This window comes from Streptomyces sp. NPDC107528, from assembly GCF_055639295.1.
The window spans coordinates 46,573-64,931 of record NZ_JBVKAV010000024.1 but is presented as its reverse complement, the minus strand read 5'-3'; the positions used below and the strand labels follow the sequence as shown (position 1 = coordinate 64,931).

13 protein-coding genes and 5 pseudogenes are annotated in these 18,359 nt (G+C 68.2%); 11 read left to right on the top strand and 7 right to left on the bottom strand.

Translation table 11 applies throughout. From position 1 onward, the window contains the following. Positions 1–579: 579 nt before the first annotated feature. Positions 580–2,590 (top strand): annotated as a pseudogene (locus ACZ7L5_RS44310) (helicase associated domain-containing protein). 26 nt (positions 2,591–2,616) lie between these two features. Here the strand turns inward: ACZ7L5_RS44310 and ACZ7L5_RS44305 are convergent. The 3 genes and pseudogenes from ACZ7L5_RS44305 to ACZ7L5_RS44295 all read right to left on the bottom strand — a co-directional run bounded on the left by ACZ7L5_RS44305 (position 2,617) and on the right by ACZ7L5_RS44295 (position 4,697). After that, entirely contained in the window at positions 2,617–2,793 is a 177-nt protein-coding gene (locus ACZ7L5_RS44305; protein WP_471524702.1) for a cold shock domain-containing protein, read from the bottom strand. A gap of 40 nt (positions 2,794–2,833) precedes the next feature. Then, entirely contained in the window at positions 2,834–3,172 is a 339-nt protein-coding gene (locus ACZ7L5_RS44300; protein WP_471524700.1) for a MerR family transcriptional regulator, read from the bottom strand. A 935-nt stretch (positions 3,173–4,107) separates the two neighbouring features. Next, positions 4,108–4,697, bottom strand: a pseudogene (locus tag ACZ7L5_RS44295) (cytochrome c oxidase assembly protein). 188 nt (positions 4,698–4,885) lie between these two features. Here ACZ7L5_RS44295 and ACZ7L5_RS44290 point away from each other — a divergent pair. Genes ACZ7L5_RS44290 through ACZ7L5_RS44280 form a run of 3 tightly spaced genes read left to right on the top strand, consistent with a single transcriptional unit; the run spans position 4,886 to position 6,022 of the window. Continuing rightward, positions 4,886–5,380 carry a helix-turn-helix domain-containing protein gene (locus ACZ7L5_RS44290; RefSeq protein WP_471524698.1) on the top strand — a complete coding sequence of 165 codons (495 nt, stop codon included), beginning with the start codon at positions 4,886–4,888 and terminating at the stop codon, positions 5,378–5,380. A gap of 4 nt (positions 5,381–5,384) precedes the next feature. Beyond that, positions 5,385–5,654, top strand: a complete 270-nt coding sequence (locus ACZ7L5_RS44285) for a hypothetical protein (RefSeq protein WP_471524696.1) — start codon at positions 5,385–5,387, stop codon at positions 5,652–5,654. A 47-nt stretch (positions 5,655–5,701) separates the two neighbouring features. After that, a complete protein-coding gene (locus tag ACZ7L5_RS44280) occupies positions 5,702–6,022 on the top strand; it encodes a hypothetical protein (RefSeq protein ID WP_471524694.1) in 321 nt (106 codons plus the stop codon). Here the strand turns inward: ACZ7L5_RS44280 and ACZ7L5_RS44275 are convergent. Continuing rightward, entirely contained in the window at positions 6,005–6,622 is a 618-nt protein-coding gene (locus ACZ7L5_RS44275; protein ID WP_471524693.1) for a hypothetical protein, read from the bottom strand. The genes ACZ7L5_RS44280 and ACZ7L5_RS44275 overlap by 18 nt on opposite strands. 426 nt (positions 6,623–7,048) lie before the next feature. Between ACZ7L5_RS44275 and ACZ7L5_RS44270 the strand changes: the two genes are divergently transcribed. Together ACZ7L5_RS44270 and ACZ7L5_RS44265 are read left to right on the top strand one after the other, a co-directional pair. Beyond that, positions 7,049–7,459 (top strand): hypothetical protein, encoded by a 411-nt coding sequence (locus ACZ7L5_RS44270; RefSeq protein ID WP_471524691.1) that lies wholly within the window; start codon positions 7,049–7,051, stop codon positions 7,457–7,459. A gap of 83 nt (positions 7,460–7,542) precedes the next feature. Further along, a complete protein-coding gene (locus tag ACZ7L5_RS44265; RefSeq protein ID WP_471524689.1) occupies positions 7,543–8,484 on the top strand; it encodes a DUF6766 family protein in 942 nt (313 codons plus the stop codon). Positions 8,485–8,664: 180 nt separating this feature from the next. Here the strand turns inward: ACZ7L5_RS44265 and ACZ7L5_RS44260 are convergent. Beyond that, a pseudogene (locus ACZ7L5_RS44260) lies at positions 8,665–8,911 on the bottom strand (CBS domain-containing protein); the annotation flags it as partial. Positions 8,912–9,406: 495 nt separating this feature from the next. Between ACZ7L5_RS44260 and ACZ7L5_RS44255 the strand changes: the two are divergent. Then, a pseudogene (locus tag ACZ7L5_RS44255) lies at positions 9,407–9,598 on the top strand (IS630 family transposase); the annotation flags it as partial. Between the two features lie 190 nt (positions 9,599–9,788). On the opposite strand, the pseudogene ACZ7L5_RS44250 reads toward ACZ7L5_RS44255, so the two are convergent. After that, positions 9,789–10,541 (bottom strand): annotated as a pseudogene (locus ACZ7L5_RS44250) (DUF2637 domain-containing protein); the annotation flags it as partial. A 717-nt stretch (positions 10,542–11,258) separates the two neighbouring features. Here ACZ7L5_RS44250 and ACZ7L5_RS44245 point away from each other — a divergent pair. Beyond that, positions 11,259–11,411 (top strand): hypothetical protein, encoded by a 153-nt coding sequence (locus ACZ7L5_RS44245; RefSeq protein WP_471524687.1) that lies wholly within the window; start codon positions 11,259–11,261, stop codon positions 11,409–11,411. 1,506 nt (positions 11,412–12,917) lie between these two features. After that, complete coding sequence (locus ACZ7L5_RS44240; protein ID WP_471524686.1) at positions 12,918–13,544, top strand: SMI1/KNR4 family protein; 627 nt, start codon at positions 12,918–12,920, stop codon at positions 13,542–13,544. Positions 13,545–13,869: 325 nt separating this feature from the next. Here the strand turns inward: ACZ7L5_RS44240 and ACZ7L5_RS44235 are convergent, their stop codons facing one another. After that, positions 13,870–14,187: a hypothetical protein gene (locus ACZ7L5_RS44235; protein WP_471524684.1), complete on the bottom strand. Its 318-nt coding sequence runs from the start codon at positions 14,185–14,187 to the stop codon at positions 13,870–13,872. A gap of 1,261 nt (positions 14,188–15,448) precedes the next feature. Here ACZ7L5_RS44235 and ACZ7L5_RS44230 point away from each other — a divergent pair. Together ACZ7L5_RS44230 and ACZ7L5_RS44225 are read left to right on the top strand one after the other, a co-directional pair. After that, a complete protein-coding gene (locus tag ACZ7L5_RS44230; RefSeq protein ID WP_471524682.1) occupies positions 15,449–16,630 on the top strand; it encodes an FAD-dependent monooxygenase in 1,182 nt (393 codons plus the stop codon). After that, positions 16,630–18,168 carry a hypothetical protein gene (locus ACZ7L5_RS44225; protein WP_471524680.1) on the top strand — a complete coding sequence of 513 codons (1,539 nt, stop codon included), beginning with the start codon at positions 16,630–16,632 and terminating at the stop codon, positions 18,166–18,168. Before ACZ7L5_RS44230 ends, ACZ7L5_RS44225 begins: the two co-directional genes overlap by 1 nt. The last annotated feature ends 191 nt before the right edge of the window (positions 18,169–18,359 follow it).

Genomic DNA, 18,359 nt, shown 5'->3' with positions numbered 1-18,359 from the left:
CCCGCGGAGCGGGTAATGCAGCGGCAAGCCGCTGCATAGAGATCGGCTCCGCTGACGCTCCGCCAGATTCCCTCGCAAGCGAGGGAATTGAAATTTCGCAAGCGGAATTTCAAGCGCAACTCAATTCGCGCTTGCGCGAATTGAGTGACTCCCGCGCAAGCGCGGGAGTCTGAGGCTGGCAGTAAGGGGGGTGCATCGTGTGCGGGCTTGTATAGGGTTTGGGATTCCCAGACACTACTCCTGCAATAGATGTGACGGATCGTCGGACTGACGGGGTGCCGGCCCGCCTCGTTGTAGTGACGGGTTCCGCTGCGCTCCACCCTGAGCCCTTTCCCTCATTGCCGAGGGTCTCGGCATGTTCGCCAACGCCCTGCCAGTATATAGAGCAACCGGGTGTTCATGGGTGGGATTGAGTCATGTGCTACCTATGGGAGCGAGGTTCGTGTGCGAGTGATGCATCATTAGCTGTGGCTGTGTAGAGTCTGGGATCAGATGCTACACCTCTACCGCCGCGCACCCTTGCTCCTGGATTCCATTTGTTATTACGCGCTGCATTCTTTGAGAAGGAGAACACGGGGCATGTCCGTGAAGCTGCGTGATCACCAGATCGAGGCCGTTGCCGCCATTGTGCGCGGTTTCGATGTTCCGCCGGGTGGGATTCCCTGGAATGGTCTTCGCGGGCAGGTGCACGCCGCGTGTGGGACGGGGAAGACCATCATGGCTGCCGCGTCGGCGAGGCGGCTTGTGCCCAGGGGGCGTGTGCTCGTGTTGGTGCCGACGCTGGATCTGCTGGCGCAGACGGTGAGGGCGTGGCGCGAGGTCGGGCATAAGGGGCCGGCGGTTGCGGTGTGTTCGCTCCAGGATGACCCGGAGCTGTGGAGCATGAGGGTGCGCTCCACGACGAATCCGGTGCAGTTGGCGCTGTGGCACGGGCAGGGGCCTGTGACCGTCTACGCCACTTACGCGTCTTTGGGTGTCCTGGCGGAGGCTTTTGAGGGTGTTTACGGGCAGCAGTTGGCGCCGGTGGATCTGGCGGTGGTTGATGAGGCGCACCGGACTTCGGGGTCGATGGGTAAGGCGTGGGCGGATGTTCACGATCAGAGCGTGATCCCGGCGCACCGTCGGCTGTATCTGACGGCGACGCCGCGGATCTGGGAGGAGCGGCTGAACCGCGAGGTGGCGGAGGGGGTGCGTGATCCGCTGCCGCGGGAGATGGCGGCGAGCATGGACGATGAGAAGGTCCGTGCTCTCAAACTGCCGTGTCCTGGGTGAGGGCGTCGACATCCGCGCCGTGGACTCTGTGGCCCTGCTGGACCCCAAGAGTGCCCCGCACGACATCGTCCAGGCCATCGGCCGCGCACTGCGCCAGAAGCCGGGACAGGGGAAGTTGGCTTCTTTGATCGTGCCGGTATTCCTCCAACCCGGAGAACAGCCGGAGGACATGTTCACCTCGGGGAAGGTCTTGGAAGGTCTGCGCGCTCACGATGAAGAAGCGATCAAGCTTCTCGCGATTCCGCAGGAGCCGCAGAAGGACGTTACCCAGCCCTCCGCATACATCGGGCCGCCGCCCGGGGAAGGCGAGGAAGAATCCCGTCTGCTGCTCCGTTTCGCCGCCCCCCGGGACCCAGTGATGGTCGCGGACTGGGTGTCCTTCAACGTGATCGACACCGAACGCCAGGACTGGGCCCGCGGCTGGGCCAAGCTGAAGACGTACGTGGAGCGAGTCGGGAACGCGAGGGTGCCTTACGGACACCGCGAGGGCGCAACTCCCCTTGGGCAGTGGGTCGCTGAGCAACGAAGGACCTACGGGGCGGGGCAGATGAGCGGCCTGCGCGCCCGGCGGCTGGAAAAGCTGGGCATGGTGTGGTCCATGGCCGATGAACGCTTCCAGGAGAACCTGGAGGCCGCCAAGACCTACTACGACCAGCACTGGACCCTGTGCGCGCCCCGCACCGCCACAGCGCTGGAGAGGCCGATCGGACAGTGGCTGTCCAACCTCCGCCGTCCCGGAGCCCTGGACGGGCACCCCGAGTGGAAGACGGCACTGGAGACCGTCGACGCGGACTGGAACCCCCAGTGGCCGGCCGACTGGCAACGCCACTACACCGGACTACGCGAACTCGTAGCCGGCGAGGAAGGCCGAGCCGGCACGGCGGAGGTCCTGCCCGGCGTCACGGTTCACGGCATGGACATCGGCAAATGGCTGGCCCGACAGCGAACCCCGAAAGTCTGGGAAGCCCTGACAGACGGACAACACGAACGCCTGGAACAACTAGGCGTCACGCCCCTGGCCCCGAAGCCGGAGGAACCCGCAAAGGCGTCCCAAAAGGCTCTGAGCGCCTTCGAGCGAGGCATCACGGCCCTCGCCCAATACAAAACCCGCGAAGGCTCCGTGACCGTCCCCAGGAGCCACATCGAAGAGTTACCAGACGGCACCAAGGTCAAGCTCGGAGTCTTCCTGTCCAACACCAAGACCAGACGCGCCAAACTCACCACCGAGCGACTCCAGCAACTCGCCCAACTCGGACTCCACTGGGCGCGCTGGGGCGGTCGCTTTTCCGAGCCTGCACGCGGGGGTCCGTGCCGGTGAGGCACACAGCACGGACCCCTTTTCGCTCAGCCCCGAACGATGTTCTGCGCCTGCGGCCCCTTCTGACCCTGTCCGATCTCGAAGGTCACATGCTCCCCCTCAGTCAGCTCGCGGTACCCACTGCCCTTGATCTCGGGGTAGTGCGCGAACACGTCCGGCCCTCCGCCGTCCTGCTCGATAGCGGTGTGCGTCCTGGGCAGCATGCGCGGGACGCACTCGCGAGGTCCTGGGGGGGTGCAGGTCTCAGCTGTCTCCGGCCACGGTCGTCGAGTCGGCGGCGCGGCGGTATTCGGCGTTGAGGCGCTGGGCTTCTTCGAGCTGGTCTTCGAGGATCACGATGCGGCAGGCGGCCTCGATCGGGGTGCCCTGGTCGACGAGTTCGCGGGCACGGGCGGCGATGCGCAGTTGGTAGCGGGAGTAGCGGCGGTGGCCGCCTGCGGAGCGCAGCGGGGTGATGAGTCGGGCGTCACCGAGGGCGCGGAGGAAGTTGGGCGTGGTGTTGAGTAGTTCGGCGGCCCGGCCCATGGTGTAGGCGGGGTAGTCGTCGTCATCGAGACGGCCGTACGAGTCGTCTGCTGTCATTGCACCTCTCTGTGGAACGCGTTGAGGGGCCCTGGTGCCATATGGCACCAGGGCCCCGAAGGAACTGCTACACCATCTGCCGGCCCTGGTACTGCGCCGGCCTTCTGTTTCCGCTAGCCCGACCGGGATGCTGTCGGGGGCGCGGGGATCGCGGTTGCCTGACCGGAGACCACCTCACTATCGATGTCCTGCGGTACCCGGGCTCAGCGATTCCGCCCGGGCGATCCTGATGGCGCGCTCCTCCGTTCTTCCCTCGGTGATCAACATTTACGAACGGGGACTGCGTACTGCTTGGTACTACTGGTGAAGCGAACTGCGGTGACCTGACTAAGCGTCAGCCTTCGGCAGCGAGCCCCGTCGCCTGTCCTGCGTCTGCTCTGGCTCAGAACCCCACTGCCAACCTTCCCGGTGCGCGCGTCCGCAGCAAACGCCTTCACCGAGGTACTGCTCACTGACTTCACTGCTGGGTACTGCGAACTGCACTCGTGAACTGCTACTGCGGTACTGCTCACGGCGGCCCCTGACCACTGCGGGCCACCCGATCCGGTCGTCAGTCCCGTCGCCGTCCTGCCTAAGCCTGGCTTCGAAACTCCACCACCGCACCGTCCTACGCACTGCAACTACGCGTACTGCTGCCCGGCAGTTCATCTCTGCCGGGCCCTGCTGGATCTCTGGGCTACGAGAGAAATCGTAGCTACGCCACCGTCCAATGTCTAGTCCAGCCAACATAGGTTTCCGCGTGTTCGACGGTCAGGTAATCGACCCCGAACAGCGACCCGAGCCGTTCATACAATCCTCCAGCTTGACCTCGGTGCCGTCTTCCATCTGCTCTGCACAGGGGGTGAGACCTTCACTGGTCCTGTCGAACACCAAGAGCCGCCGGCAACCTCCAGGCGCAGGCCTCCCTGCTCCTCACCAGGCCGGGGCGGAGGGTGTCAGGGCCCGGCTGGCGCCCGGGGCACAGCCTGCTGCCTCAAGTGCAGGTCCGCCCGGTGCCGCCGCATGTGGGCACGGCCGGTAGCCGCGTACCAGGAGCTGGCCAGGACGAAGGCCAGCGCGGTCTCGACCAGATCGCCGCCGTAGTACATGACTTGGGCTGCGGTGTGCAGGTCGGCGGCGGTGAAGGCGGTGCCGGGAGGCTCGGCCGCATAGATGGTCTTGGCGAGTACGGTGTGCGCGGCGCCGGCGGCCAGCAAGGTTGTCCCGCGCACCGCCAGGCTCCAGTGGCGGTGCACCGGGTGGAGCTGGCAGACGGCGAAGGGAACAGCAGCCCGGCGGCCAGGACGTGGGTATGGATCATTGGGTGCAGCCACGGCAGATGCTGCACAGTGGCGGACAGCCCAGTGCGGTACGGCAGCCACAGCCCTCCGACATCGAGCAGGGCCGCCAGCGGCGGGAAGAGGAGCCAGGGCGCCCCGCCGGAGTGTGCCAGGGCCAGTAGCCCTTTGCGCCCGGCACCGGGGGCCGGCGCACGCAGGACCGGGGGCAGAGGACGGGCGAGGACGAGCAGCAGCGGGGTCGTCATGCCGACGATCAGGTGCTGCACCATGTGGGCGGTGAAGGGGCCGCCCGGCAGTGGGCGCCCACCGCTGCCCAGGCCAGGCCGGCACGGCCGGCGGTGTACGACGCATCGCGCCGGTTCGGCGGTTGGGGCGGTTGGATGGGAGGCAACGTCTGTTCCGACCGCTGGAGGTGGTGGCCGAGCCTGTGCGGGTGCGCGGACTGACCGATCAGGAAGGGCAGAAGCTGCAGCAGATCGTGCGCCGGGGCAGTACCAGCTCGGTGCGCTGTCGCCGGGCGATGATGCTGCTGGCGTCCGCCGGCGGGAACCGCGTTCCGGTGATCGCCCAGCTGGTCCAGGCCGACGAGGACACGGTGCGAGAGGTGATCCACCGGTTCAACGAGATCGGTCTGACCTGCCTGGACCCTCGATGGGCGGGAGTCCGTCCCCGCCTGCTCACCCCTGATGACGAGGACTTCGTCATGCAGACGGCCACCACCCGCCCCACCAAGCTCGGCCAGCCCTCCACCCGCTGGTCGATCCGCAAACTCGCCGTCCACCTGCGCTGCGTGCATGGCCGCGTCATCCGTATCGGCCGTGAAGCCTTACGGTGTCTGCTCCTGCGCCGCGGCGTCACCTTCCAGCGCACCAAGACGTGGAAGGAATCCCCCGACCCCGAGCGTGATGCCAGGCTCGACCAAAATTGAGCAGGTGCTGGAAGCTTCCCGGACCGGGTCTTCGCTTTTCGACGAGTTCGGGCCGCTGGGGATCCGGCCCACCGCAGGCTCCTGTTGGGCCAAGCAGGGCAAGCCCGACCGGCTCCCGGCGACCTACCGTCGCACCCACGAAGTCGCCTACTTCCACGGCTGCTACTCCGTCGGCGAGGACACCCTGCGGGGCGTCAACCGCGGTCGCAAGGGCACTGCCCAGCCTGACCCCACTGAAGTCGCAAGGGCACTGCCAACAGCCTGGCCGCACTGAAGTCGATCCGAACCGCCCGGCCCGGCGGCGCCCCGATCTACATCATTGTGGACAACCTCTCCGCCCACACCAGCGCGGACATCCGCCGAACAAGGTCGAGCTGTGCTTCGCTGTGCTTCACCCCGACCTACGCCTCCCGGGCCAACCCGATCGAGGCCCACCTCGGCCCGCTGCAGCAGTTCACCCCGGCCGACTCCAACCATCCGAACCACACCGTGCAGACCCGGGCCCTGCACCGCTACCTGCGCTGGCACAATGCCAACGCCCGCCACCCCGGCGTACTCACCGCACAACGCCGAGAACGTGCCCGCATCCGCAGCGAGAAAGGCATCCGCCGGGACGGCAGACCACTACAGACTGCAGACTGACCGCCGAACCCGGTGACTGGAAACGATCAACGGTTCTTCAGCTACCGGCACCTCCCGGCCGGGAGGTGGTGAGGGAGCAGCCGACATCAAGCACGTGGTGGGGATGACGGCCTGGCCCCGTGCCCAGTGCCGCTTCGCATACGACCAGGTCACCACGGTCATCAAGACCGGGATGGCGAACAACGGGGCGAAGGTGAAGCCCCAGACGGTCTGTGCCGTACCGCTCGACATGTACGTCTGGCTCTCGACGGTGAACGCGACCACGAGTTGCCACAGTGCCACCAGGACCAAGACGGCCGAGGCGGTCCAGGCCAGCGCGGCGAGGATCCGGGGGCGCAGGGGCCGCCACCGGTCACTGACGAGGAGCAGCGGGAACAGGGCGGCCAGCTCGGTGAAGACGGACAGGCCGACGACGTACGCGACGCCCCAGCCCGGAATGGCGAAGACGTCCCGCAGGACCTGGTCGCTGTAACCGACATGGACACCGGATGCCATGACAACGCGCCACAGGCCAGACGGGACGGCACACAGGGCGATGGCGTGGGCGGCGCGGCGGACCCAGACAGGCGCGGCGGGGATTTGAGCGGTTGCTGTGGTCATGATCTACATGCTGGCCGCGGACACAGCAGCCGTGCGTCGTCCGCAACCGCGGACCGTCTCCGCCGTTGCGGCGGAGGGAGGACCCGCTGGGGGAAGACCTGAGTGGGGTTCAACCGCCGGACAGGCTGGGTTTTTCCAGCCGCCCGGCGATTGAGGACAACACGGCCAACACCGGCGAACCTTCTCGGTCACAGCACTAGCCGCCCTGCCTGGCTAGGTCCGCCAGCCGTCCCGGGCAGGACGGATGCGCAGGCTCCTCCTGCCCACCGCCCGCCACGGGCAGCGCAGTTGATTTTGCACGCCGTCTGTGCAGCACCAGGCCGGCAGGAGGAGACTCCCGATCGGTCGGCCGCGTGAGGGAACGCCGGAGCGTCGTACACGCTGGCCCCCGCCGGATTGCGCTGTACTGCAGGGGGAGGTGGCCCGATGGCCCGGAGAGCGTGCGGTGTGGCCATGTGCGCCCTGCTCACCATCGGTGGCCTCGGCGGCTGCGGCACACTGACGGAACGGCAGGACGACGTACGCAACACCGCGGCCGTATTCCAGGCGGCCCTGGGCGCCCAGGCATACGAGCGCGCGTGCGCCCTACTCGCGCCGGGCACCGTCGAGGAGCTGGAGCAGTCGTCAGGCAGCTCGTGTCCGCAAGCGCTGCGGGAGCAAACGCCGACGCCGGGCGGTGCCGTGAGGCGAACTGACGTGTACGGCAATCAGGCGCGGGCGGTACTCACCGCCGACACCCTGTTCCTCTCCCACTTCACCTCAGGCTGGAAGATCGTGGCCCTCGGCTGCGAACAGCGGCCGCAGGAGCCCTACCAGTGCCAGACCAAGGGCGGGTGAGACGTGCGGGTCATGTTCACAGTCGTCCTCGGGATCATCACGGTCGGTCTCGTCTATCTGGCGGCCCTGGGGCTGATGCACCGATGACCGAACACTCCTCCCGGACCGGCCCGCCCAGGCACCGGGGCCCGCGCGGCTTCGTTCGCGACAACGGGCTCGGGCTGTTCTTCGTCGGCACGTTCGTGCTCGCGCTGGCCGGACAGGCGATCGCGGGCCACGCCGACTTCAACAATCAGATGGCAACGGCCCAGCTCCAACAGATCTCGTTCGGTGAATACGTCACCACCTCCGACTTCGCCGTCGATGTGTCCGAGAACTGGCAGTCGGAGTACCTGCAGTTCTTCCTCTACATCGGCGTCACCGTCTGGCTGCTGCAACGCGGCTCCCCCGAGTCGAAGGAACTGCACAAGGGCGGCACCGAGTCCGACGAGGCGCAAATGGTCGGCACGTACGCCAAGGAGAGCTCGCCCAAGTGGGCCGGGGTGGGCGGATGGCGGCAAGCGGTGTACTCGCACTCACTGCTGCTCGTCATGGGGGCGATCTTTCTGCTGTCCTGGCTGGTCCAGTCGATCACCGGCGTGGCCGCCTACAACGAGCAGCGGCTACGGGAGTTGCAAGCGCCGCTCACCTGGGCCGACTACCTAGGCGCGGCCGATTTCTGGAACCGGACGCTGCAGAACTGGCAGTCCGAACTGCTCGCCGTCGCGTCGATGGCCGTGCTGTCTGTCTATCTGCGGCAACGCGGCTCCCCCCGAGTCGAAGCCGGTGGGAGCGGCCCATGGCGCCACCGGCGTGGAAAGCTGATCAGACAGTCCGGTCATCACGCAGAGCGTGTACGCAGCGTCTTCAAGTGCACGGCTTCTATGACCCGTGGCAGCCCGCATACCGGTCGGCGCCACCACAAGGCCACGTTGCGCGCATGCCTTCGCACGCCAACGCTGCACACCGGCAGCGCCGAGCAGATCCCTAAGTGCCCCGCATTAAAGGAATTTACGCCCGAAACGACCCCTGAACGCTCCGGGTGAACCAGCAGCCGCCCAGTCCTTGCGACCTTCGTGGCGCCCTCAGGTCGCACGCGCACGGTCGGGAGGAACTCGCCCACGCTCGGCAGGGATCACGCAGTTGAACAGAGACGGTGATCCCGCCCGCACCCTGGCCAGGCCGCGCCGAGGAACCAAGGGCGCCACGGCCCGCAGGGCGGCCCAGTCGCTCGACAGGGCCTCCAGGAGGTCGCCGACCTCAGGATCGGGCAGCGAGCGAGCGACGTCGGCCTGCGCGACCATACCGACCAGGTCGTGCCCGTCGATCACCGGCAGCCGACGTACCTTGTGCTCCGTCATCGTGCGCAGGATCTCGTCCACGTCGTCGTCCGCGCCGACGGTCACGGCCTCCCCCCTGGGCGAGGCCGCCAGCCGGACAAGCAGCGGGGTCCCTGCCCGCCCCGAGAACTTGGCAGCGCTGCTGCGGGTCGGGAAGGGAGGCCGGCGTCACCAGGCACCCCGGCCTGCTCATCGAGCCCGGACACCATGACTGATCTCCAGGAACTCCCCATGCTGAGGCCCAAGGCGTTCTGCACGAGAGTGCCCAGAGCCTGCTCAGCCATCTGAATGCCGACCTGAGCCGCCGCCGTCGCTCCGGCACCCACCAGCATGTCCTTGACCTGGGTCGCGAACTGCCTCATCCGGCCCGGCTCCGGGGTCGGCGACGTCGCTTCGGCATGGAGCTCCTGGGCGACACGCTCCAGTTCCACGCGGTCCGTCTCGGGCATGCCCAGGGTGTTGCTGATCCGGCCGACGTAACCGGCCAGATGGAGGAACGCGCTCGGGTCGATGCCGGCGGTGTTGTTCTGGGTGACGTTTCGCTGCTCGCCGATGATGACGCCCTGCGCGTTCGGCAGGACGTTGCTGTAAGTGGTGCCGGGGCACTGCCGGTTGACGTGGTCCTGCACAGTTCACCCCGGCCGACTCCAACCATCCGAACCACACCGTGCAGACCCGGGCCCTGCACCGCTACCTGCGCTGGCACAATGCCAACGCCCGCCACCCCGACGTACTCACCGCACAACGCCGAGAACGTGCCCGCATCCGCAGCGAGAAAGGCATCCGCCGGGACGGCAGACCACTACAGACTGCAGACTGACCGCCGAACCCTGGCTGAGAAACGCCTGGTAGGCCCCAGCGCACCGCTCGGCAGCCTCCTCGGTCGACTCCCGGAACGGGTCCGGCCCGGGGGCGGAGGTGGAGAGAGACACCTGGGCCGGATTCGTCTCTGAAGTGTCCAGCTCGACGCCTTCCCCGTGATCTGCCACTGGCTCAAGGGTGAAGTCATTCGCTCGGGCCGGGATTGGGGCTTGCTCCACGCTGAACTGAACCGGTGGCTTGTCGATTCCGGCGGCAGCAAGACCGGCGGCCGCTGTCTCGGCGAGCGGGACACCGTATCGGGCCAGCCGCAGCGGCATCAGCGCCTCGACCGGGGCCTTGCGCCGCCATGCCCGGCCGAAGCGGGAGCGCAGACTTGCCTGGTAGACCAGGCGCCCCTGCTCCAGCTTGATGACTTGCTCGTAGGAGCGCAGCTCCCAGAGCTTCATTCGCCGCCACAACAGGAATGTGGGACCGGGCGAGAGGAGCCAGCGGGTGAGGCGTACACCCTCCATGTGCTTGTCGGCGGTGATGTCCGCGATCCGGCCGATGGCATGCCGGGCCGCCTCGACAGCGACCACGAACAGGACCGGGATGACGGCGTGCATGCCGACACCGAGCGGGTCCGGCCAGGCCGCCGCACCGTTGAACGCGATCGTGGCCGCCGTCAGCAACCAGGCAGTCTGACGTAGCAGGGGGAACGGGATGCGGATCCAGGTGAGCAGCAGGTCAAGGGCGAGCAGGACACAGATGCCCGCGTCGATACCAATGGGGAAGACAAAGGAGAAGTCCCCGAACCCCTTCTTGACAGCCAGCTCACGGACGGCCGCGTACGAGCCGGCGAAGCCGATGCCGGCGATGACCACGGCACCGAACACGACCACTCCGATAAGAACCCGATGCGCTCGGGTCAGCTGGGGCCTCTCGCCAGTCCCCGCAGCCACGTCCCACTCCCCCAATCAAGCCTCACAACTGAACAGCTCTCACACTCCCACGATGCGCAGCGGCTTGTAGCGTCCCGGAGGCACTCCAGCCCGGTTCGTCAACGAAAAGTGGTCATCACTCCGTGCTGGCACCTTCCGAGGAGGACAGAGTCCGACGCGGTACCACAGAGCAGCACGAGCGCCGCCGCAGCGAGCGCAGGGTGAGTACGTCGGGTAGCCGGTGCGCCACAAGGTCGATCGCAGCGAGTAGCACGCTGGCGGGGGTGAGCAGCAGCCAGACCACCAGCTCGGGGCGAGTCCCGACGGCGGCCGCCAGCGCCGCGCAGACCGCGGAAACGGCGACGACGACGGCGAGTGTGCAAGGACCGAATGTGTCCCCGCCGGCGCAGCGGGCCCGCCCGATCCATCCGTGCCCGGCACCGCCAAAGGTGTGTCCGCCAGGACACGCTGTCCGCCACGGTTCATCGGGCGGCACCGAAAGCCGGTACGCGGCACGCGGTATGAGCAGGCCTGTGCCGGCGCCCCACAGGACCGCCGCCGTGATGATCCAGAACGTCTCCACCGGACGGAGCTTCGAGCTCCAACCTCTTTGGTCGTGGAGCTGGTTGGCCCGGATCGGAACAGAACGGAGAGCTGGATACCTAAATGCCGGGCACCCTGCCGGGCATAGGCCCCACAATCGGCGCAGCACACGAACCACCAGGAAGGCGCCGCACGATGGACGAACTGCGTTTTGACGCGCCCGTCGGGACCATGGCCATCGCCCACCGGGACAACAGCCTGATGCTCTTCAAGGAGTTCGGCGCGCACAGCCTGCGTCTGCAACTGGAGGTGAAACTTCAGCGGCCGAGGAGGCTGGGTGTGTGCTGATCCTGGACACCGTCCTGTGGGCACCGTTCGGGAACGGCCAGAGGAGCATGCTTGGCGCCTGCTCGGCCACCGTGGCTTTCCGTCCGGCCTCCGTCGAGCGCCCGGAGCTGCGCTACATACTCACCAGTACGCAAGTGCGGGCCCTGGACGAACACCGGTCCGGTGATCTGCGCCTGGAGATCGAGGTGCGCGCCACCCTGCCTCAGACGAGCTTCCGCAGGCGGGTGTACTCCTTCGCCCTCTCGACCCGTGCACGATGTGGGCCGCCGGGGCTCTTGCAACGCAGATCCGGGCCCTGGTCGCAGTCCGGGCATGTCACCTCATACACGCGCCACGGGCGCGAGACGACCTTGCCTGCTGCCGGGCTTTCCGTTCGTCCAGGATCGGCTGTACCCGTTCGTCGTGAGGGAAGCGGCGAACCTTGCCGACACCGGTGCCCTCAGCGAGAACGCGGGGCTTGCCCTGACCTGCGTGGCAGCGCGGACAGCTCTGCTCTATCCAGTACTGGCGGCCTACCTGCTTATGCAGCGGAGTCAACGGCAACTGCGCCCCGGCGGTGGCGCGCTGCTTCCAGGTGGCCACATCTCGGGCGTCGTGCGGATTGTGGTGATCGGCTGGTCCGTGCCTGGTGGCGAGGTGCTTTGCGGGGACTTCGGGCAGTCCACGCAGTGTGGCGAAGACGGTGGACCGGGTGGTCCAGCACAGGCCTTCGCTTCACGACCCGGGAATCTGCGTCGGTCCGTGGCGGTCCATCGCCGACCCCAGCCCGGAACAGCGCCGAGCGATCTCACCCGCCCAAGGATCAGCTTGTCCAAGTTTTGATCCGCGCGGCGCCCTCACGCACGGGGAGCCCTTCCCGGGCGGCGCGTGCGAGCGGGAGGACTGTGTCCAGGCCAGGGCTCACCGGCAGGCCGCATGCCGATAGGTACGCCGCGGTCACTGTGGCCGCAATAAGGAGGTTCCGTACTTCCAAGCTCGGGTTTCTCGCCAGCTCGCACAACAGCGCCGCAGCCTTGTGATGAGGCTCGGGGTTCAGGTCGCCATCCTCTGTGGCGGCCATGCGCCGGAAGAACTTTGGGACCGCTCGGGACGCGACGGCCTGTTGCTGGTGATCCGCGTCCTCGCGGCCTCCATCACGCCCCGGCGGATCCCCGACCGGAACCCGCTTACCACCGTGCCCCCGGCACCAAGCGGACACGGCGGCCGCCGACCCCACCAACAGGTCGCCCACCAGCCCCGACCACCGGTCACGATCCCCCAACAGCAGCCGGGTTGCCATGGTTCGGGCTCATGGTCGGCCCGACCATGAGCCGCCTTGCCTGACCACCGTCGAACTTCGGCTGCCTGCACGGCAGCACTCCGGACTCCCCGAGGCAGTGCGGCCGGCAGTCCTGGGCGTGGAGGCGTACGGGCGTTCCATACCGTCAGCCCACTCGTTTCACGCGAACCGGGCCTTGGGCTCCGCCAACCGTCAGCCCCGCCCGATGGACTCAGTAGGTTGGCGGGATGAGCGATCAATCGAATACAGCGAAGGCGTGGCGCTGCCTCACGGACTGGCTGAAGGCGAACGCCCCAGTCTCATACGCCTCCCTGCTGCCGCCCGCCCCGGAGCAGACCATTGAAGCTGCCGACGCCCAGCTGAGGCATCACCTCAACTTCTCTCTCCCCGCCGACCTGGGCGATCTCTGGCGGCTGTGCGGCGGTGTGGAACACCAGTACATCGAGGCCAATGAAGAGGGCGAAGTCGGCTCAGGGGCGTTCTTGCCCGGCGGGATTTTGCTCGGCCCGGCGGATGCGCTGTTCCCGCGGCTGCCCGAGATCGGCCGCAGCGACACGTGGGGCGCCGCGGTAGTTCCTTGGCTGACCGGCGACCAGACAGGCCCGGAGTCCGGACACTACGTGGGCGCGGACGGCGTCGGCAGCTGGTCGCTGCCGGACAACGTGGCCTGCGACAACCCCAGCTATCCATCGATCGCCGCCTACTTCGATGCCGTGCACCGCACACTCACCGAAGGGCCGGCCGAGGTCATGGGCCCAGATGTGCCCGGCCTGGTGTGGGGCTGCCTGGTCTGGGACGACCCCCAGACTCCTTTGCTGGACGACGCGCTGAAGCACTGGCGTCCCCTCCACTGACTCTTGCCCGCCCGGGGGCTGTCATGGCTGAAGCCCCAACGTCGATAACTACTCCCTCGTCCACCTCGCCGCCCATCGGAGCCGGATCCTTCACAGCGGCGGCACCGGCCGCAGCAGAAAACCAACCACGGGTGCGTGCCTCGCTGCCCGGAGTGCATCGTCCACAATCCACGGCCGAGTCGCCACACCACCCCCGCGAACGGCGCAAATCTCTCATGCTGGTCACGTCCGCCCAGCGCCGCTTCCCAAGACGCTGCATTCGGAGCTTTTTCCAACAGGGGGTGCACTCGGGCTGACGCTAAAAGCGAGGGCGGGGCCCCGCCAGTCAGTGGCCTCCGCTGTTCTCGACGCAGGGCCCTGTGCCGGGCTGCGGTTCAGCGTAGACGCCGTGCACCTCGCTGGTCAGCTCGCTCTTCGTCACGCGCCCAGACACGCAAGCGACACCCGTGTACACGCTGTAGAACCCGTTGCCGACGTATACGCCGTGCTCCTGGCCGCAGCCGAGGCTCTTCAGTGCCGCCTCGACGCGCTCGTCATCGAAGCGGCCGTACTGACCGGAACCTCCCTCCTGCCGAACCTTCTCGAGCTCCGCCACAATGAGCTTGGCGGACGCCTCCCCCTGAGCGCGGGCCTCCTCGCTCATCGGCGCCTGCATGCGGTAGGCGTGATTGTCAGCGTAGTTGGGAGGCTGACCGACGTTGTTCTCCTCCTGGTGGCTGCTGTCCGCGCGGCGAGCGGAGGAAGCGGGCCTCTTCGTGGACCTCTCGACAGGCTGAGCGCACGCCGGTCGGGGCTCGGAGGTAAACCGCGGGGATGTCGACGGCGCAGCATTCCCAGCCTGCTGGGTTCCGCATGCCGTCAAAGCGATCGCGAGGACTACGGCCGCTGCGGCTGATCGTCCAACGAACATGGCTAAAATCCCCTTGTCCCGAGCACCAACGTCATGCGTGAGCGCAAATGCTGTACATAGTCCCGTCGATTCCACCGACACACTCCTTCGTTGGTCAATCATGACCGCGAGTGCGCCGTAAACCCGCCAGCATGACTCATGTCTGACGCAGCCTTCTTCGCTAACGAGGTCGAACTCTTACCGCCGCCGATGATCGTCTGCAACCTTCAAGCGGGCTGAAACGGCGGAGGCATTCGCAAAGCGGCGAGTGCCCGGCTCAAGCCCTGGACCCTCAGAAGTCTCCGTGCCGAAATGAGGCACGCCCGCATCAGGGCCTGGCCCGCCCCTCCCCCCAGCAACCACCTGCCCCCGGCTGCGCAATCGGTGTGCATCACGGACTGCAGCCTCCCGCAGGCAGGTCGCTGCGCACGGATCGCAGTCCGTACGCAGATGACTTGACCACCTGACTGTGCAGTCGTGCCCGCGCCCTCGAGGGCGGTCACGCATCCGGCTACCGGGGCCGTCCCCAGGAGCGGTCGGCCTCAATTCGGCAACGCCAGCTGGCTGAACAGCCGCGACCAGTAACTCCAGGACAAGGCGGTGCAGTTCCTCGACCTTGCCGCGGCGAGCTTGATCTTCCCACCACCATCGACATGACCAGGATCCGGTGTCAGATGGCCCGCGAGGGCTGGACCGTGAATGCGAGCGATCGGCGGTGCTCAGCCCCAACCGGCGCGAGAACATGCTCCGCATCGGTGACTACACTTCCGACGGACCCCACATACCCCCGCCCGCCTGCAGCCCCACCCCTCCACGCCACCGCCAAGGAAGTGCATGAGACAGACAGCGCGACGGTGGCGGCCGGCTCGCCTTTCGGCACGTTGACAGGCGTCTGTCAAGATGTTGCCATGAGGCGCTGCTCAGCCGGACCTGCGTCGCGTCGCATGCCGCAGGGGCACCGGATCGACGGCCACATGACCGGGCACGACGCCCCCCGAACCCAGAGTGAGGACCTATGCCGCAGCGCGCCGTGGCCATCGTCGGCGGCGGGATCGGCGGTCTCGCGGCGGCCGTCGCCCTGCATCGCCGGGGCTGGCGCGTCGAGGTGCTGGAACGGGCCGAGGAGTTCACTGAGATCGGCGCCGGCATCTCCCTGTGGCCGAACGCGCTGCACGCACTTGAGGTGCTCGGCCTGGCCGGCGCCGTCCGGGCACTCGGCGCCGTCGAGGCCACAGGCGGCGTACGCGACCGCCGGGGCCGCTGGCTGTCCCGTACGGACAACGCGGAGCTGACACGCCGCTTCGGCCACCCCTTGGTGGTCTTGCACCGCGCGGACCTGTTGCGGGCGCTCATCGAGGCGCTGCCCGCCGACAGTCTGCGGTCCGGCAGCGAAGTGTCCGCGGTCCGCGACGACGGCGACCGTTTGGTCGTCGTTCACCGCAGGGGTGAGTCCCGTCCCGATCTCGTGGTCGGCGCCGACGGGCTGAGCAGTGCGGTCCGTCGCGCCCTGTGGTCCGGCGCGGCCGGTCCCCGGTACGCCGGTTACACCGCCTGGCGCATGGTCACCGAGCCTCTCGCCAAGCCGCCCTCCGAGGGCGCGGCGACCTGGGGCCGCGGGGCGAGATTCGGCTACACGGCGCTGCCGGGCGGGCGCATGTACTGCTTCGCGACCGCGTCATTGCCGGAGGGAGCAGCCTCCGGCTCGTCCGAGTACGCCGAACTGCTGCGCCGGTTCGAGTCCTGGCCGGATCCCATCCCCGCCCTGCTGGCCGCCGTCCCCGCGGGCGCGGTGCTCCGGCACGACCTGCACGACCTGCCGCCGCTGCCCTCCTTCGTCCGCGGCCGGGTCGCGCTGCTGGGCGACGCGGCCCACGCCATGACCCCTAATCTGGGCCAGGGCGCGTGCCAGGCACTGGAGGACGCGGTAACCCTCGCCCACTGCCTCGGCGCCACCCCGGACGTGGCCGCCGCGCTGCGCTCGTACGACCTGCTGCGCCGCCCGCGGACCCAGGCCATCACACGCCGCTCCGCACGGCTCGGCGCAGTCGGCCAGCTGTCGTGGCCGCCGGCGGTGCTGCTGCGCGACACGGCCGCCCGGCTGACGCCGACGCGGGCGACGCTGCGTTCCATGACGCCGGTGCTCAGCTGGACGGCGCCGGGTGACCCGGTGACCTCGACGGAGAGCGAGAGCCACTGATGCCGGACTGGACGTATCACCCGCTGCGCGGCCTGGCCGCTGCGGTCCTCGGCCAGCGCCGTTCGCAGCGCACCGCGCTGCGGCTGCTGGCCTCGATCGGCTCCCGTCCCGCCGGCGCGCGGCTGATCGCCCGAGGGTTCGGCCACCGCCATCCGCCCAAGCGGCTCGCCGGCGAGATCGCCGGCGTGCCCCTGACCCTCCGCCTCGGCATATCCGTCCCGCCCTCGCTCGCCCGCGAAGCGGTACGCGCCATGCCCCCGCTCGGGGCCGGTGTCGTCGAGGTGGCGCCCGTCTCGGCGGCCGACGCGGAGACCGTACGCGAGGCCGCTGCCGACCGCTCGATCCCGGTGGTTGTCCGCGCCTGCGACCCGGACGCCGAGGCCGCCCTCAAACCCCATGTCGACGGGTTCACCAGCAGCGATGACCCGCACGTGGTCAACGTGTCCGACCCGTCGGTCACCGCCGCGGCCGCCGCGCTTGAGGAGCCAGGCACCGTCGTGCTCGCCCGGCCCGGGGTGCTCGTCGCGGCCGGACCCGGCTGGTTCGCACGGGTCACCGAGGCAGCCACGCCCACCGCGCCCGCCCCAGCACTACGGGACGTCGGCCGCGATCCCCGCCGCTGGCCCGCCTGGTGGTGGGCGCTGCTCGTCGGGCTCGGCATGACAGGCGCCGGACTGGGCGCCGCGGCGATCACGCTCGGGCCGGTGCTGCTCTGGTACGACCGCGACTACCTCGGCATGACGCTGCACGAACTGCATGCTGCCAACCACCACCTCGTGCACTTCCTCCAGCACGACCGGATCACCATGGCCGGCACGATGGTAGCGATCGGCGCCCTCTACACCGGCCTCGCCGTAGGCGGGATCAGACGCGGCTGGCCCTGGGCCCGCGAGGTGTATCTACTGTCGGGGGCGATCGCCTTCCCCACCCTGTTCTACTTCCTGGCCACCGGCTTCGTGGAACCCCTGCACACGGCCACCACCATCGTGCTGTTCCCGATGTTCGTGGCCGCGGTCCGCCGGACCCCGCACGCACCGCAGTGGCGCCTTGCACCCGAGGGCCCGGAGCCGGAGCGCCGACGGGCGCTGGTCGGCCAGCTGCTGCTGATCGTCACGGGAGCGGGGCTGTTCGTCGGCGGAGCGGTGATCTCGGTGGTCGGTCTGACCGGTGTCTTCGTGCCGACCGACCTGGCCTTCCTGGGGACCAGCCCGCAGACGCTGGAAACCGTCAGTCCCCGGCTTGTGCCCTTCATCGCCCACGACCGCGCGGGCTTCGGCGGCGCCCTGATGGCCGCCGCGGTGGCCATCATTCTGCTCAGCGCGTGGGGCTGGCGGCGCGGTGAGGCCTGGGTGTTCTGGACCCTGACCGCTGCGGCGGCGGTCGGCTTCCTGCCGACTGTCGTGGTGCACGGCGCGATCCACTACACGAACTTCATCCACCTCGCGCCGGTCTACTTCGGCATCGCTATGGCCGGCACCGGCCTGCTGCTCGCATATCCGTACCTCTGCGCCAAGGCCTCGGCAAGGCCGATGAACTGACGGTGCGCCCCGGCGAGCGCTCCACCACCGATCCACCAAACTCGCAGCTGTACTGCCTTCTGGGCCCCGACTGTCCGGTCTCGCTGAAGGTGAGGCAGCGCGAGTGGCTGACCTGAAGTGCCTCAGTTGGAGCGAGACGGGGGCGGGTTGGCTGTCTCGCTCTTCCGAGTTCATCCCGAGTAGGGGCGGCA